General features: G+C 57.0%; 15 protein-coding genes and 1 tRNA gene. 12 read left to right on the top strand and 4 right to left on the bottom strand.

The window, feature by feature from the left end; translation table 11 throughout:
* Together R6T97_RS16645 and R6T97_RS16640 are read right to left on the bottom strand one after the other, a co-directional pair.
* Window positions 1–713: cryptochrome/photolyase family protein (locus R6T97_RS16645; protein WP_410350399.1), on the bottom strand; the 713-nt coding region annotated here is incomplete at its 3' end.
* Window positions 710–1,372 carry an SDR family NAD(P)-dependent oxidoreductase gene (locus tag R6T97_RS16640; protein WP_410350398.1) on the bottom strand — a complete coding sequence of 221 codons (663 nt, stop codon included), beginning with the start codon at window positions 1,370–1,372 and terminating at the stop codon, window positions 710–712. The genes R6T97_RS16640 and R6T97_RS16645, both read right to left, overlap by 4 nt.
* A gap of 330 nt (window positions 1,373–1,702) precedes the next feature.
* Here R6T97_RS16640 and R6T97_RS16635 point away from each other — a divergent pair, with 330 nt between their 5' ends.
* The 7 genes from R6T97_RS16635 to R6T97_RS16605 all read left to right on the top strand — a co-directional run bounded on the left by R6T97_RS16635 (window position 1,703) and on the right by R6T97_RS16605 (window position 10,087).
* A complete protein-coding gene (locus R6T97_RS16635; protein ID WP_410350397.1) occupies window positions 1,703–3,262 on the top strand; it encodes a 2-isopropylmalate synthase in 1,560 nt (519 codons plus the stop codon).
* 302 nt (window positions 3,263–3,564) lie between these two features.
* Window positions 3,565–4,602, top strand: a complete 1,038-nt coding sequence (locus tag R6T97_RS16630) for a rod shape-determining protein (RefSeq protein ID WP_410350396.1) — start codon at window positions 3,565–3,567, stop codon at window positions 4,600–4,602.
* A gap of 24 nt (window positions 4,603–4,626) precedes the next feature.
* The gene (gene mreC / locus R6T97_RS16625; RefSeq protein WP_410350395.1) at window positions 4,627–5,550 is read left to right on the top strand and encodes a rod shape-determining protein MreC; all 924 of its coding nucleotides are present in this window, start codon (window positions 4,627–4,629) and stop codon (window positions 5,548–5,550) included.
* Window positions 5,543–6,082, top strand: coding sequence for a rod shape-determining protein MreD (locus R6T97_RS16620; protein WP_410350394.1), 540 nt, complete (start codon window positions 5,543–5,545; stop codon window positions 6,080–6,082). Before mreC ends, R6T97_RS16620 begins: the two co-directional genes overlap by 8 nt.
* Window positions 6,079–8,019: a penicillin-binding protein 2 gene (gene mrdA, locus R6T97_RS16615; protein ID WP_410350393.1), complete on the top strand. Its 1,941-nt coding sequence runs from the start codon at window positions 6,079–6,081 to the stop codon at window positions 8,017–8,019. The genes R6T97_RS16620 and mrdA overlap by 4 nt, the downstream gene beginning before the upstream one ends.
* Window positions 8,016–9,155, top strand: coding sequence for a rod shape-determining protein RodA (gene rodA / locus R6T97_RS16610; protein ID WP_410350392.1), 1,140 nt, complete (start codon window positions 8,016–8,018; stop codon window positions 9,153–9,155). The genes mrdA and rodA overlap by 4 nt, the downstream gene beginning before the upstream one ends.
* Entirely contained in the window at window positions 9,155–10,087 is a 933-nt protein-coding gene (locus R6T97_RS16605) for a 2-hydroxyacid dehydrogenase (protein WP_410350391.1), read from the top strand. Before rodA ends, R6T97_RS16605 begins: the two co-directional genes overlap by 1 nt.
* Here the strand turns inward: R6T97_RS16605 and R6T97_RS16600 are convergent.
* Both R6T97_RS16600 and R6T97_RS16595 read right to left on the bottom strand, forming a co-directional pair.
* Window positions 10,084–10,860: an SseB family protein gene (locus tag R6T97_RS16600; RefSeq protein ID WP_410350390.1), complete on the bottom strand. Its 777-nt coding sequence runs from the start codon at window positions 10,858–10,860 to the stop codon at window positions 10,084–10,086. The two genes, R6T97_RS16605 and R6T97_RS16600, sit on opposite strands and share 4 nt — an antisense overlap.
* A complete protein-coding gene (locus R6T97_RS16595) occupies window positions 10,857–11,438 on the bottom strand; it encodes a uracil-DNA glycosylase family protein (protein WP_410350389.1) in 582 nt (193 codons plus the stop codon). The genes R6T97_RS16600 and R6T97_RS16595 overlap by 4 nt, the downstream gene beginning before the upstream one ends.
* A gap of 177 nt (window positions 11,439–11,615) precedes the next feature.
* On the opposite strand from R6T97_RS16595, the gene R6T97_RS16590 reads away from it, so the two are divergent.
* The 5 genes from R6T97_RS16590 to R6T97_RS16570 all read left to right on the top strand — a co-directional run bounded on the left by R6T97_RS16590 (window position 11,616) and on the right by R6T97_RS16570 (window position 16,115).
* On the top strand, window positions 11,616–12,275 hold the full coding sequence (locus R6T97_RS16590) for an ABC transporter ATP-binding protein (protein ID WP_410350388.1): 660 nt from the start codon (window positions 11,616–11,618) through the stop codon (window positions 12,273–12,275).
* Window positions 12,253–13,806, top strand: coding sequence for a capsule biosynthesis protein (locus tag R6T97_RS16585; RefSeq protein WP_410350387.1), 1,554 nt, complete (start codon window positions 12,253–12,255; stop codon window positions 13,804–13,806). The genes R6T97_RS16590 and R6T97_RS16585 overlap by 23 nt, the downstream gene beginning before the upstream one ends.
* Complete coding sequence (kdsA, locus tag R6T97_RS16580) at window positions 13,806–14,639, top strand: 3-deoxy-8-phosphooctulonate synthase (protein WP_410350386.1); 834 nt, start codon at window positions 13,806–13,808, stop codon at window positions 14,637–14,639. Before R6T97_RS16585 ends, kdsA begins: the two co-directional genes overlap by 1 nt.
* Window positions 14,640–14,688: 49 nt before the next feature.
* Window positions 14,689–15,975, top strand: coding sequence for a mechanosensitive ion channel domain-containing protein (locus R6T97_RS16575; protein WP_410350385.1), 1,287 nt, complete (start codon window positions 14,689–14,691; stop codon window positions 15,973–15,975).
* 65 nt (window positions 15,976–16,040) lie between these two features.
* A tRNA-Gln gene (locus tag R6T97_RS16570) sits at window positions 16,041–16,115 on the top strand.
* Window positions 16,116–16,629 lie beyond the last annotated feature (514 nt).

Raw genomic sequence — 16,629 nt, 5'->3', positions numbered from 1 at the left:
TTCAGCCAATGCGCCAGATGCTGCCGCGCCTGTCCGGTATCCGTGGCAAACCAGAACGGCTCCAAATCTCCGAAATTGCCTGCAAACCGATCGCTGACAAGCGCGAGAACCTCTTGCACCGTTTCGTCGGGGCTGAATTGCATGGGACCATCAAATCCGATCTGATCAGGCGCAGGCTTTCGATTGTCGTGATCGTAATTCCACTTCCCGCCCTCGGGCTTGTCACCGTCCATCAGCAGGCCCGTCTTGCGGCGCATGTCGCGATAGAAATATTCCATGCGCAATTGCTTGCGCCCTTCGGCCCAGTCGTCAAATTCCTGATGAGTGTCGATAAACCGTGTGTCCGGCAAGCTGTGGGATTTAAGTGGCATGTCCCCCAAAGCGGCGATCAAACGCCATTCGCCGGGCTCGGTATAGACCACGCCTGCGGGATCATACTCCGCAGTACGGCGGATCAACTCTCCGGTGATGGAGCCTGTATTCTCTGGGTCATCAAGTTTGGTGTACGCAACAGTCCAGCCATCGCTACTCAGCTTTTCCGCAAATTTGCGCATGGCAGCAAAGGTAAAAGCGATTTTCTTGGGGTGATGCGGCACATAGCTGGCCTCATCCGCCACCTCTGCCATCACCACCACATCGCTGGCCCTGTCTGCCTTGAGAAGGGCCGACAGGCCTGATGAGAGCTGGTCCCCCAGAACAAGAACCAGCCTCACCAGACGATTTCCTTACCTGCATAGTCATAAAACCCGCCTGAGTCGTCGGGTGTCAGTTTGGCAAGCACGTCCAGCAGATTGCTGGCAGCCTCATCCGCGGGAACGGTCTTGTGGCGACCGGCATAGTTCTGGGTAAAAGTGGTTTCGACCGTTCCAGGATGCAGTGACACACAGATTGATTGCTTGTGCGACCGCCCCAACTCGATAGCCGCGCCATGCACGATCTGGTTCAACGCCGCCTTGGACGCCCTATAAGAATACCAGCCCCCGATATTGTTGTCTCCGATTGATCCGACACGCGCCGACAGGGTGGCAACGACGCCCCGCTTCTCTTTCGGCAAAAGGCGCGCGGCATGCCGCAGGATCAAGGCGGGACCGATGCTGTTTACGGCAAAAACACGTGCCATATCGTCAGCTTTGATCGCAGAAAGCGCCTTTTCCGGCGCTCCCCCAACCGATGCCAGAATACCGACGGCAATAAAGATCAGGTCAAACGCCCCCGACTGCAGCGCCATCCCTTTTTCGACAGACGCAGAATTGCCGACATCAAAGCCGTGCTCAGACCGCGAAAGTTCGACAACCTCCCAGTCATCGCGCAACAATTGCCGCGATACTGCCGCTCCGATCCCGCCACTTGCTCCGATCACCAATGCACGCATTTCTTTCTCCTTTAACACCATCTGACCTAGCACCAGCGCCACAGTGGACAAGTCAGAGACCCGTGTATCTGTCTTCCCTTCTTCATTTGTGCGATGATGTGGGTTCCGCACAAAAAACTGTCCAATGTAGCGCAATTGGGCCTTTTCAACCGAAGTATGGGCAGTATAGTCGCCGTCATGATGATAGGCGCTCATAAAACAGACTCGGCCTCGATAGGGCTGGTTTCGCGCGACATCCTACTCCTTAGCTGCCTCTGAGCGTGCCTGTCGGCGCGACCGCTCAGAGGGTGAAACGCGCCATGACAAGCTAAGGACTAAAGGAATTCAAAAATGACCCAATCGAACGACGTGTTGATATTCGACACAACCCTGCGCGACGGCGAGCAATCCCCCGGCGCCACCATGACACACGACGAGAAACTGGAAATCGCCGAGATGCTGGACGACATGGGTGTCGACATCATCGAAGCCGGATTTCCGATTGCATCCGAGGGTGACTTTCAGGCCGTGAGCGATATCGCCAAACTGTCGAAATCTGCCACCATTTGCGGCCTGTCGCGCGCCAACTACAAGGATATTGACCGCTGCTGGGAAGCCGTGAAGCATGCCAAATCGCCGCGCATTCACACATTCATCGGCACCTCGCCACTGCACCGGGCGATCCCCAACCTGACCATGGATGAAATGGCCGAGCGCATTCACGACACCGTCACCCACGCCCGCAACCTTTGCGATAACGTGCAATGGTCACCCATGGATGCGACCCGCACCGAGTGGGACTATCTGTGCCGTGTGGTCGAGATTGCCGTAAAGGCAGGCGCAACGACGATCAACATTCCTGACACCGTCGGCTATACTGCGCCACGCGAAAGCGCCGATCTGATCCGCAATCTGATCGCAACAGTGCCAGGTGCGGACGAGGTCATCTTTGCCACCCATTGCCACAACGATCTGGGCATGGCGACGGCCAACTCACTGGCCGCCGTTGAAGGTGGCGCACGTCAGATTGAATGCACGATCAACGGTCTGGGTGAACGCGCAGGCAATACAGCCTTGGAAGAAGTCGTCATGGCGCTCAAGGTGCGCAATGACATCATGCCCTACAGCACCAAAATCGATACACGCAAGATCATGAACATCTCGCGTCGCGTTGCAACGGTTTCCGGCTTTGCCGTGCAGTACAACAAGGCGATCGTCGGCAAGAACGCCTTTGCCCATGAAAGCGGCATCCATCAGGACGGCATGCTGAAAAACCGAGAAACTTTCGAGGTGATGAAGCCCGAGGATATTGGCCTGTCTGGAACCTCGCTGCCCTTGGGCAAGCACTCTGGCCGCGCCGCATTGCGGGCCAAGCTGAACGAACTGGGGTTTGATCTGGCCGACAACCAACTGAACGATGTGTTTGTCCGGTTCAAGGATCTGGCCGACCGCAAGAAGGAAGTGTTTGACGACGACCTGATGGCACTGGTCTATCAAAACGACACCGAAGATGACCGCCTGAAACTGAAATCCCTGCGTGTCGTCTGCGGCACCGAGGGCCCGCAGCAAGCGGATATGGTGATGGTGGTTGACGGTGCCGATGTTGAAACATCGGCGACGGGTGACGGCCCGGTGGATGCGACCTTCAACGCGGTCAAGGCGATCTTTCCGCATGGGGCCCGCCTGCAGCTCTATCAGGTCAGCGCGGTAACCGAAGGAACCGACGCGCAAGCCACAGTCTCGGTCCGCATGGAAGAGGACGGGCGTATCGCGACCGGTCAGTCCGCCGATACCGACACTGTCGTTGCGAGTGCCAAGGCCTACATTAACGCGCTGAACCGTCTGCTTGTCCGGCGTGAAAAATCCGAACCCGGATATGATGTGAAAGGGGTCAGCTACAAAGACACCTAGCGCACATTGCAACTGATTCATCTTGCGGCGATCCGGTGACCCGGGTCGTCGCAATGCGTTTGAAAGTCGGGTGAACAATTGCAGCATCTTAACCTTAGCAGCTTAATAGTTGCAAAATTGATAGTTCATGTCCTGTTTCACCGCATTTCAACAAAAATTTCCGCAGAAAATAACAAGCGGCAGATTGCCGCCGCGTTCCGTTTCGTGGGGGCTTCTATCCCACCTGCAGTATCTCTATAACCAGATGAAATCCGCGAACGGGACAGCGCGGTAAAAACTCTGGAAATGGGAAGGCCACGAGCATGGCAAGTTTCGGCGGATTGTTTTCTTCTGATATGGCAATTGACTTGGGGACAGCGAACACACTGGTCTACGTCAAAGGCAAGGGCATCGTCTTGTCCGAACCATCGGTCGTCGCCTACCACGTCAAAGACGGCGTGAAAAAGGTTCTGGCGGTTGGCGAAGACGCCAAGTTGATGCTGGGTCGCACCCCCGGCAGCATCGAGGCGATCCGCCCTATGCGTGATGGCGTGATCGCGGACTTTGATACTGCGGAAGAGATGATCAAGCACTTCATCAGGAAGGTGCATCGTCGGTCTACATTTTCAAAACCCAAGATCATCGTCTGCGTCCCGCATGGTGCGACGCCAGTCGAAAAGCGCGCGATCCGTCAGTCGGTCTTGTCCGCCGGAGCCCGACGCGCAGGATTGATTGCAGAGCCCATTGCGGCCGCTATCGGTGCCGGTATGCCGATCACCGATCCGACAGGGAACATGGTCGTCGACATTGGCGGTGGTACAACCGAGGTCGCGGTTCTGTCGCTGGGTGATATTGTTTATGCTCGGTCCGTCCGCGTCGGCGGTGACCGCATGGACGAGGCGATCATCAACTATCTGCGCCGCCAGCATAACCTGCTCATCGGTGAAAGCACTGCGGAACGGATCAAGACATCGATCGGTACCGCACGCATGCCCGATGACGGTCGCGGCCAGTCTATGCATATCCGGGGCCGTGATCTGTTGAACGGCGTGCCCAAGGAAACCGAGATTTCACAAGCGCAAGTGGCCGAGGCTTTGGCTGAACCCGTCCAACAAATCTGCGAGGCTGTGATGACAGCTTTGGAAGCAACGCCGCCTGACCTTGCCGCTGACATCGTTGACCGTGGCGTGATGCTGACGGGTGGTGGTGCGCTCTTGGGACAGCTTGATCTGGCGCTGCGTGAACAGACCGGTCTGGCGATCTCTGTGGCGGACGAGTCACTCAATTGTGTTGCATTGGGGACCGGTCGCGCACTGGAATATGAAAAACAGCTACGGCATGTGATAGACTACGACAGCTAACTCAATACGAGGGAATATCCGCCCTTGGCACGCGACAAGACCAGCGAAGACTTCATTGGCCCGATCCGCAGACTGCTGGTCGGGGTATTGGTATTGGCGCTGATCGGGTTGTTTCTGGTCTGGCGGATCGACAGTCCAAGGGTCGAGCGCCTGCGTGCAGTCGCCATTGATGCGGTCGTGCCGTCATTTGACTGGGCGATGGCACCGATTACGGGCGCAGCGAACCTTGTCACTGATTTTCAGAGTTATCAGCAACTGCGTGAACAAAACCAGGATCTGCGCCGCGAGTTGCAGCAGATGAAGGCATGGAAAGAAGCGGCCCTGCAATTGGAGCAGGAAAACGCCAAACTGCTGGATCTCAACAACGTCAGTATTGATCCACAACTGACTGTCGTAACCGGCGTGGTGATCACCGATAGCGGTTCGCCATTTCGTCAGTCTGTCTTGGTAAATGTGGGTGCCCGCGACGGCATCATCGACGGCTGGCCCACCATGGATGCGATCGGTTTGGTTGGCCGCATTGCAGGGGTTGGCCAGAATACGAGCCGCGTCATGCTCTTGACTGACACATCAAGCCGGATTCCGGTAACGATCCAGCCGTCCGGGCAGAAGGCCATTCTTGCGGGCGACAACTCGCTGAACCCGCCGCTGGAGTTTCTGGAAGACACTGCACTTGTCCGGCCAGGCGACAGGGTTGTCTCTTCCGGCGACGGCGGTGTTTTTCCTGCCGATCTTTTGGTGGGTCAGGTTGCATTGGGGACGGATGACAGGCTGCGTGTGCGTCTGGCAGCAGATTACCAGCAGCTCGAATTTCTGCGGGTTCTACGGTCGCAGCCGCATGAAAATATTGCAGACCCTGACAACCTCCTGGCACCGGAGGCCGAGTTCTTTGGCCCTGCCGGGATCAGCCCTGCCGCGCTGGGTGCTTCGGAGCGACGTGATGGCTGAGCGCGCAGATAGCAAGACATGGGCGCGGCGCGGCGTGTTCGTCTTTGCGGCATTTGTGCTGATCGTGGTCGATCTCGTGCCGCTGGATATGCGCCCTTCGCTTTGGGTCTCTCCGGACCTGCTGCTGGCAGCGACATTGGTGTGGGTTGCCCGGAAACCGGAACATATCCCCGTTTTCGTCATCGCGATGCTTTTTCTACTGACAGATTTCCTGTTCATGCGTCCACCCGGGCTGTGGGCAGCTCTCGTCGTGATCCTGACCGAAATGATCCGCCGTCGGCACAGAGAATTCCGCGACATGCCTCTTTTGATTGAATGGGGTACGATTGCATTTGGCGTTGCGGCTATCACGATCGTCAATCGCGTCATTCTTGCCGTCGTCATGTCGCCCCAGGCACCTTTGGGCCTGACATTGATCGAGATGATTGTAACAATCCTTATTTATCCCGTCATTGTGCTTGTTGCGCATTTCGCATTTGGTGTGACACGGACATCACCCGGTGAAATTGGCAGCAAAGGGCAAGTTCTATGAAACGTCCACCCAAGGATATCATTGCAAGCGCGCGCACCATCAGCCGCCGCGCCTTGGTCATGGGGGGTGTTCAATTGGGCGTAATTGGTGCGCTTGGATTGCGATTGCAGTCCATGCAGGTCGAACAGGCCGACCAGTTCCGTCTGCTGGCCGAGGAAAACCGGATCAACATCCGCCTGCTGGCACCGTCCCGTGGCCTGATCTTTGATCGCAACGGAATCGCAATTGCCGCGAATGAGCAAAACTACCGCGTCGTCATGGTCCGCGAAGATGCAGGCGATGTGGGTGAAGTGCTGGCCAAGCTCACCGAAATCGTCGAAATTGATCCCGATGATCTGACGCGTGCGATGGAAGAAATGCAGCGCCGCTCGCCTTTCGTGCCTGTTACCATCGCGGACCGTTTGTCTTGGGAAGACGTCGCACAGATCAATCTGAACACACCGGCCCTGCCCGGTATTCAGGCTGAAGTGGGCCTGAGCCGTGTTTACCCTTGGGGTGCTGATCTTGCGCATGTGGTTGGTTATGTCGGGCCGGTCAGCGACTATGATCTGGGCAGGATCGAAGATCCTGACCCGTTACTGCAAATCCCTAAATTCCAGATCGGCAAGACTGGCGCGGAAAACAAACTGGAGCGCAGTTTGCGCGGCAGCGCCGGGACCCGGCGGATCGAGGTGAATGCGGCAGGCCGGATCATGCGTGAACTCGACCGTCAAGAAGGCGATCCGGGCAAGGACATCCAACTCACATTGGATAGCCGACTGCAAAACTATGTTCAGGCGCGCTTGGATGGCGAATCTGCTGGCGCGGTCGTTATCGATCTAGAAAACGGCGATTTGCGGGCCATTGCCTCGGCCCCCGCATTTGACCCAAATCTGTTTGTGCGCGGCATTTCCGTAACGGATTGGAACACGCTGAATGCCGACAAGTATCGCCCACTGGCGGCAAAGGCCGTGCAAGGTACTTATCCGCCCGGTTCGACATTCAAGATGGTCACGGTGATGGCTGCGATGGAAGCCGGTCTCGTGACCCCTGACGAGACCGTCTATTGCCCCGGCTACACCGATGTCTTCAACATCCGCTTCCACTGCTGGAAGCGGGGCGGCCATGGCAACATCGATCTGCACGAGAGCCTCAAGCAAAGCTGTGATTGCTACTATTACGAGATCGCCCAGCGCGTCGGCATCGACAAGATGGCAGAGATGGCCCGCAAGCTTGGGCTTGGGGTGCGCCACGATTTACCGCTTTCTGCGGTGGCCGAGGGGCTGGCACCGGACAAGGAATGGAAATCACGCGTGCGCGGCGAACAGTGGCGCATCGGCGATACCGTCAACGCGTCAATTGGGCAGGGCTATGTGCTGTCGTCGCCGCTGCAACTGGCCATCATGACTGCGCGCATTGCGACGGGCAGGACAGTGACGCCGCGCTTGATCCGGCTGATTGACGGTCTTGAACAGCCCAGCGGACTGGGCGACAGCCTTGGCATAAACGAAAACACCTTACGCCGTATTCGCGCCTCGATGGTCGATGTCTGCAATCATCGTCGCGGGACCGCCTATGGATCGCGGATCACCGATGAGGCGCACAAAATGGCGGGCAAGACAGGCACAAGCCAGGTGCGCCGCATCACGCCCGAAGAACGGGCGGCAGGGGTCACCCGAAATGAAGACCTGCCTTGGGAACGCCGCGATCACGCGCTCTTTGTCGGCTACGCGCCATATGACAACCCGCGCTACGCCGTTTCGGTGGTCGTGGAACATGGCGGCGGTGGATCAAGTGTCGCCGCACCCATCGCGCGTGATATCATCTTGCAGGCCCAATACGGCGGACCACCACCATTAGAGGCCTATCCCGCCAATGTGCGCGACAGAATTGCCGAACAGCAACGTCGTATCGAAACGCGCGTGCCACCGGGGGCCAAAGGGCGCAGCCGCGTATGAGTTATCTTGAATATAACGCCAAATATGTGCCAACGGGCCTACGTAAGGTCCTGTACCTGCACTGGCCGATTATTCTGTTACTGACCGCAGTCGCTTGCGCCGGTTTTCTAATGCTTTATTCGGTTGCCGGCGGTTCAATGACCCCTTGGGTGGAACCGCAGATGGAACGCTTTGCTCTTGGCATGGTGTTGATGATCATCGTAGCGATGGTGCCAATCTGGTTCTGGCGGAACATGGCCTTTCTCGCATATGGGGGGTCGCTATTGCTTTTGCTTGGGGTTGAATTCTTCGGTGAGGTACGCATGGGTGCCCAGCGCTGGATCGATATCGGGTTCATGCGATTGCAACCATCCGAGCTGACCAAGATTACTTTGGTCATGTTTCTGGCGGCTTATTATGACTGGCTGCCCAACAAAAAGACGTCGCACCCGTTATGGGTCGTACTCCCTGTACTATTCATCCTTGCTCCCGCGATGCTGGTCCTGAACCAGCCTGATCTTGGCACCGCGCTCTTGCTGTTGATCGGCGGGGCGTCAGTCATGTTTCTTGCTGGCGTGCATTGGGCCTATTTCGCCACTGTTATGGGGGGTGGTGTTGCTGCCATTGGCGCGGTTTTACAAAGTCGCGGTACGCCCTGGCAATTGCTCAAAGACTATCAGTACCGGCGCATCGACACGTTTCTGGACCCTGCCAACGATCCGCTGGGCGCAGGCTATCACATCACGCAAGCCAAAATCGCGCTAGGATCAGGTGGCTGGACCGGACGCGGTTTCATGCAAGGCACACAGTCACGCCTGAATTTCCTGCCCGAAAAACACACCGACTTTATTTTCACGACGCTAGCCGAAGAATTCGGCTTTGTGGGGGCTGTCACCCTGCTTGGGCTTTATATGCTGATTGTCCTGTTCTGCATCATCTCTGCCTTGGGTAACCGCGACCGGTTTGCATCATTGCTGACCTTGGGCGTCGCAATGACATTTTTCCTTTTCTTTGCCGTCAATATGGCCATGGTCACCGGACTTGCACCTGTCGTGGGTGTGCCCCTGCCGCTGGTCAGCTATGGAGGATCGGCCATGCTGGTCCTGTTAGTGGCTTTTGGTCTGGTTCAAAGCGCTCACATTCATAGGCCCCGCTGATGCTCAATGTTCTTTTTTCCGCCAAATCTGCCGCTTGGACGGACTACCAAGCCCCCCTGAATGCCGCCTTTGCAGAGGCAGGGATTGATGCGAACCTTTCGCGCGATCACGTGCCAGAGGACGTCGATTACATCATCTTCACGCCCAACGGCCCCGTCACTGATTTTCGCCCTTATACCAAAACCAAAGCCGTGATGGGCCTTTGGGCCGGAGTCGAGACGATTGTCGACAATGAAACCCTGACACAGCCGCTCTGCCGCTTGGTTGATGAAAGCTTGACAAATGGCATGGTCGAATGGGTCACCGGGCATACGCTGCGCCATCACCTTGGCATGGATACGCATATCCTTGGGCAAGACGGGACCTGGCGGGACGACAGCTTTCCACCGGTCGCGGCAAAGCGGCCTGTTACGATCCTCGGGATCGGGGCGCTGGGTGCAGCCTGCGGAGAGTCACTTCATAGGCTCGGCTTTCCTGTGACAGGGTGGAGCCGCAGCCCAAAAGACATTCCAGATATCCGGTGTTTGCACGGCGAAAAGGGACTGCAAGAGGCCCTTACAGACGCACAGATCGTCATCCTGCTTCTACCGCAAACACCGGAGACCACCGATATTCTAAATGCCGAGACACTCGCGCTGATGGCCAAAGGCAGCTTTGTGATCAACCCCGGCCGCGGGCCGCTGATCGACGATGCAGCACTTTTGGCGGCACTTGACAGCGGGCAGATCGCACACGCCACTCTGGATGTCTTCCGCACCGAACCCTTGCCACCGGACGATCCGTTTTGGGCGCACCCAAAGGTGACCGTCACACCGCATATCGCGTCGACGACACGGCCTGAAACGGCCGCTGAGGTCATTGTAGAAAACATAAGGCGAGGTGAGGCAGGCCAACCCTTCCGCTTTCTTGTGAACCGTGGTCGCGGCTACTAGCGCAGTTTCGGCGGTTTCTCGGGGTCCATCCCCGGTGCGCCCGGCACATGCGGTGCCTCTGGTTTCGGCAGATCAAACCGCAGCCCGACCTTGGCAAGGTGTGCTGCAAGCGGATCGCTGGCCCGCACAAAGAGCACGTCCATCATACCCGCCTCGATCCCCGAAAATGTCAGCGCCTCGCCTGCGGCAGAGGCCAACGCTTTTTCAGCGCCTTCAATCGCATCGATAAAGGCCAACACATGCCCGCGCGTGCCATCCTCATAAGTGGCCGCAGCCAGATAGGCAAAACGCGCAAGCCCGGCAGCAATCGCCAGCTTGCGGTCCAATCCCGACACGACAGCCTCTGGTAAGCCACCCGGTGCAGAGAGTTCGGTCAAACGCGCCTCAGTTTCATCGGGACCATGCGACAGGGTCTCCACGAGCCAGTCGACAGCTTCGGCAGGAATCAACATCGCCGAAGGTGCCACTTCGAGGTTCAGGGCCAGTCCGACCCCCTGCCCCGCCAGCATCTGGGCCAACGCACGGCCCGGGACGGCAGCATAAGGCGCAACACGCCCCACGAACTGCGACAGGCGCTCTTCGCGATCGAATACAAGCGTGAACTTCTGGTCCTCGATCTCAAAAATCTCCGGCGTGATCTGATCGCCCTCGGCCTCTGCGCCCAGCAACATGAAAAGTTCGGTATCGGCCAGCCGTTCGTAAAACCGAAGGCGCAGCGCGTCATCCTCGGGGGCGGCTTCCATTACGGCATGGGCTTGGTCCAGATCGGTCATTTTAATGCGTCTTTCACTGCGGTACGCAGCTCGGGCAGCAGATCAGCCTCAAACCACGGGTTTTTCTTCAACCATCCGGTATTGCGCCAAGACGGATGTGGCAAGGGAAAGACGCGCGGTGCAAAGTCGCGCCAGTTCTGGACGGTCGTTGTGACGCTTTTTTGCGGTCCCATATGCCACCGATGGGCGTAGCCACCGACCACCACAGTCAAAGGCACGTCGCCAAGAGCCGCCATCACACGATCATGCCATGTCTCCCGACAGATCGGCGGTGGTGGCAGGTCAGATCCCTTGGCATCATAGCCGGGAAAACAAAACGCCATGGGGACGATCGCGATCTTGCTGCGATCATAAAAAGTGCCGGAGTTGGTTCCCAACCAGTCGCGGAGCCGGTCGCCGGACCTATCCCAAAACGGCCTGCCCGCCCCGTGGACCCGCATTCCCGGTGCCTGACCCGCAATCAATATCCGCGGAGGCGTTTTAAACCACACTACCGGCCTTGGCTGATGCCGCGTCGCCGTTGCGGCGAAACGGTCAGCGCAGAGTGTGCAGGCGGAAATCTCGTCTTGCAGGGTCATTGAGGTGACACCTCTCTGGGCGACGGGTATTTGATAGATAGGGCAAGTTGCCGCAATTCACGGAAACGTCGCTATAATCGTGCCGCAAAGTCGCGGTATGGAAACTTCTTCAGTCATGTTAACCTTCAATGAGTATAAGAACGTGCGCAGCGCAATGCGAGCTTGGACGGGATAGAAATGTTAGAGTTTGCGGAAGTCAGCAAATCGTTTTGGACGGGCACGCAGCGCAAGGTAATCCTTGACCGTGCGTCTTTCCGTGTCGAACTGGGCAATTCATTGGGTATTCTGGCACCCAATGGAACCGGCAAAACCACGCTGATCAACATGATATCAGGTCTCGAAAAACCTGACGAAGGGACGATCAGGCGCGGTTGCCGGATCTCGTTCCCACTCGGGTTCATGGGTGGAACGGACGGCACCCAGTCCGCGATGGAAAACAGCCGCTTTATCGCGCGGCTTTACGGGCTTGACCCTGATTACGTCGAGGCGTTTTGCAGATGGCTTTGCGGGCTGGAAGAGTATTTTGACATGCCTCTGGGCACCTACTCTTCGGGTATGCGTGCACGGTTTTCTTTTGCACTTTTGCTTGCGCTCGACTTTGATATTTATCTTATCGACGAAGGTATGCCCGGCGCGACAGATGCGGAATTCAACCGCAAGGCAGGTGAAATCCTGCGTGAGAGGCTGGAAAAAGCAACCGTGATCATCGTATCCCACCAACCTGCAGTGCTTGAGCGTCTTGCCAAGTCGGCGGCTGTGCTGAAGAATGGACAACTGCATATGTTTGACACCTTGGAAGAGGCGCGCGTGCTTTATGACTACCAAACCCAAGGTTAAGAAATTCCGCGTCAGGCGGAAAATTCCCGAGGAACAAACACAATCCGATCCTGCTTCAGAGACTATGGAAAGAGCCAAAGCCCCTTCCCAAGCCGAGCAGATCGCGGCGATCAGCAAAGAGGGGCTGACAGGGCGCCAATTGCGCATGGCGCGCAGGGTTGCGCTCAAGAACGGTTTTGAAGCGTCTTCCGATTACGATGCCGTGCGGCTGTTGCGTGCAGCGGGCATTGACCCGTTTCAGCGCAGTTCCGTGCTTGAGCTGGTCAAACCAGACAGTGCGAAAGTTCCTGGGAGACGGGGCCGGATACAGTTGCCGGATACACGCCAAGACGAGGCGCTGTCGCTTCCTTCAACCAACAACCAAGCTGCATTAAACCGTAACGCGTCAGAAATTCTGCAAATCCAGCGTGACATCGCCAACAGACGCAAGCGCAAGCTAGCCCTGTTGTTCACGCGTTTAGCCGTTTTCGTGTTCTTGCCAACATTTCTGTTCGGGTGGTATTTCTACAATGTTGCGACGCCCATGTACGCGACCAAATCTGAAATCGTGATCCAGCAGGCCCAACCACAGGGCGGCGGACCTCAGGGGTTGGCGACTTTGTTCCAGGGCACGTCCATGGCGACCCAGCAGGACAGCATCGCGGTGCAATCCTATCTTGCTTCCCGCGAGGCGATGTTGCGCCTGGACGCGGATCACGGGTTCAAAGATCATTTTGCGGACCCCGGCATCGACGCCATTCAGCGACTTGAAGAAGGCGCAACCAACGAACAGGCCTTTGGCCTTTATAGCGACCGTGTGAAGATCAGCTATGATCCGACCGAAGGGCTGATCCGCTTGGAAGTCATCGCCGCCGACCCGACCAAAAGTTATGACTTTTCCCAAGCGTTGATCGGTTATGCCGAAGAGCAGGTCGACCAACTCACCGGTCGGCTACGCGAGGATCAAATGCGCGGCGCCCTGCAAAGCTATGAAGAAGCGGAGAAACGGCGCGCCGAAGCCCTTGCCACATGGCTGGCCATTCAGGAGGACGTGCGCCAGATTGATCCGCAAAGCGAGAGCACGGCGCGCATGTCACAGATCAACGCGTTGGAAAGCGAAAGACAGCAGCTCGAACTGGTGCTGCAATCCCGGCTTAATGTCGATCGCCCCAGCCAAGTCCAGGTACAGTCGCTCCGCAATCAGATTTCCAATATCGACGCGTTGATCGCGGATTTGCGCGACCAGCTAGTTGGCGGCACAAGCGCACAGGGCTCGCTCGCTGCGCGCAACACCGAACTCCGCACCGCGGAAGAAAACTATTCCTTCCAGACTGCGATGGTCCAGCAGGCGCTGACCCAGATGGAAACCGCCCGTATTGAAGCCAACCGGCAGGTTCGCTATCTGTCGCAAAGCGTGCGCCCGATCATTCCCGATCAGGCGACCTATCCACGCGCTTTTGAAAACACGATCCTGGCATTCCTGATCTTTTCGGGCATCTACCTGATGATTTCGATTACAGCCTCGATCCTTCGTGAACAGGTCAGCTCTTGATGCGTACAGTCGATATTGGTGATGTGGCGGTCAGCAATGACCTTCCCCTCTTGGTGATCGCGGGTCCATGCCAGCTGGAAGGCACGGACCATGCCCAGATGATCGCAGGCAAAATGGCCGAGGTATGTGCCGCACATGGTGCCCAATTCGTGTTCAAAGGGTCTTATGACAAGGCGAACCGGACATCCTTGAGCGGCAAACGCGGCCTTGGCATGGATGAAGGCCTCAAGGTTTTGCAATCGGTCAAGGACAACATCGGCTGCCCGATTCTGACAGATATCCACGCACCGGATCAATGCGCCACCGTTGCAGCAGTCTGCGACATCATGCAAATCCCCGCGTTCCTTTGCCGCCAAACCGATCTGCTGCTGGCTGCCGGCGAAACCGGCGCTGTGATAAATATCAAGAAAGGCCAGTTCCTTGCCCCTTGGGACATGCCCAATGTGGTGTCAAAGGTCGAAAGCACAGGCAACAAGCGGATCCTGCTGACCGAACGCGGGGCCTCATTTGGCTATAACACACTGGTCGCAGATATGCGGTCGCTACCGACCATGGCCCGTAGCGGTTATCCGGTGGTCATGGATGCCACCCATTCGGTGCAGCAACCGGGGGGCATGGGCGGTTCATCGGGTGGGCAGCGTGAATTCGCCCCGGTAATGGCGCGCGCCGCTGTCTCGTTGGGGATTGCAGCGGTCTTTATCGAAACGCACGAAGCGCCCGATGACGCGCCCTCTGACGGACCAAACATGATCCCGCTTGATCAAATGGACGGCCTCATCAAGAGCCTGATGGCTTTCGATTCATTGGCCAAGGCCGATCCGCTCCGGGTGTGATAGAGCGGTAATCTTTACTATGCTACGGCATTGCCGATGGATTGATTTCATGCGCCTTTCTCTGCTCTTCGCCCTCTTTTTGTCGTTTGCATTACCTGCCGTGGCCCAAGAAGCAAACGGCACGATCACAACAGAAACCTCCGCCCAGCAAGACGCTGCGATTGCAACGCGCCTTCGTGAAATCCTGAATGAGCTTGGCAATTATGAAAACGTCAGCGTCACCGTAAGCGAGGGTGTCGTCACCATCCGTGGAACGACAACGTCAGCGATTGAAGCTGTCGAGCTCGAACAACTGGCCGCGCGCGTGCAAGGCGTTGTTGCGGTGCGCAATCAGGTGACCGAAACAACCGATATCGGTGATCGCCTGAACCCCGCGATTGAAAGGTTCCGGGCGCGTGTCGACCAGTTTATCGCCTTCCTGCCACTGGCCCTGATCGCCGGTGCCGTCTTTGCCTTCGTGGTCCTTACGGGCTTTGCGATAGCACGCATGCAGCGGCCTTGGGAGCGTCTGGCACCCAACGCCTTCATCGCCGAGATTTACCGGCAGCTCTTGCGCATCACCTTCGTCATCTTCGGCATTGTGATAGCCTTGGATATTCTCAACGCCACCGCACTGCTCAGTACCATTCTTGGCGCAGCTGGCATCATCGGTCTGGCCTTGGGTTTCGCAGTCCGCGACACGGTCGAAAACTTCATCGCCTCGGTCATGCTATCGTTCCGCCAACCCTTCCGACCCAATGATACCGTGGAAATCAATGGCGATATCGGTAAGGTCATCCGCCTCACGAGCCGCGCAACGATCTTGCTGTCATTCGATGGAAATCACATCCGAATCCCGAATGCGACTGTCTTCAAGAGCCGGATCATCAACTACACGCAAAACGCCGAACGCCGGTTCATGTTTCCGATCATGATAGAACGTGACGCAGACCTGCAACAAACACGCGCACTGGTCGCCCAGACGGTGCAGGACCTGCCATTCGTTCTAAGCGACCCTGCTGCACTGACATGGATCGAGGCGCTCCATCCGGCCGGAATCGAGTTAGTTGTCACCGGTTGGGTGGACCAGAATGAAACATCCATTGTATTGGGCAAAGGAGAGGCCTTGCGCCAGGTAAAGCTGGCCCTTCAGGGCGCAGGCGTGGTGATACCCGACGCAACGCAGGCTCTGCAGTTGAAGCGTGATGCCAAACCCGCAATGCCGGATGCGCGGGAAAGCAGGCAGGTCGAAAGCGTCAATGCACGTGAAAACGCAGCATTGGAGCGGATCGTGGACGCAGAACGACAGGATGAAATCACCGAAGATCTGCTGCGACAGGACAGCCCAAAAGAATAGCGTCATTTCTTTGCAAAACAGGGCTTGAACCAATCCCGCCTTCGCAGTATCTAGCCCCTCGCTGCTGGGATGTAGCCAAGTGGTAAGGCAACTGTTTTTGGTACAGTGTACCGCAGGTTCGAATCCTGCCATCCCAGCCAGCTTTCACTCAAAGCCCTGATTTATATAGGCCCGTTTGTTGCGGCTGCGGTGGTTTCACCCCACTGCATCACATCCCTGCATCACAGCAGCGAATGTGAAGCTCCCGCAAAAGGGTCTGTAAGTGAAATCTTTCGCTCTCGCCTTACCGGGAGCCGTCACGTGGGCGATTGGATGGTCATGCTGAACGGAGGAGAGGTTTACGTTGACGGTACACCGGCCGACATACTAACAGCCCCGAATATCAAAAGGGTCTACGGGGCCGATGTATGCGTTTATCCCCACCCCATTAACAAACTACCCACCACCCTCATCACCGGAGGCGGAAATCATGGGCCGAACTGATCTCCTTCCTGTAACGGCCTGCAGAAGCCACAGGTTGGGCAGTGGTATGTGCCCATGCCTGCGCCACAGCAGGGACAGCTAACTTCATTATCCCTGGCCCCGGCAATTTCCCCCACAACCCGATCATAGATGCGCCAGTAGAAAAAGTGCTCCTTGTTGAGGAACTTTATG

The organism is Yoonia sp., from assembly GCF_046498525.1.
Taxonomy (GTDB): domain Bacteria; phylum Pseudomonadota; class Alphaproteobacteria; order Rhodobacterales; family Rhodobacteraceae; genus Yoonia.
The sequence above is the reverse complement of the archived record's forward strand: the minus strand, read 5'-3'. Positions and strand labels throughout refer to the sequence as shown.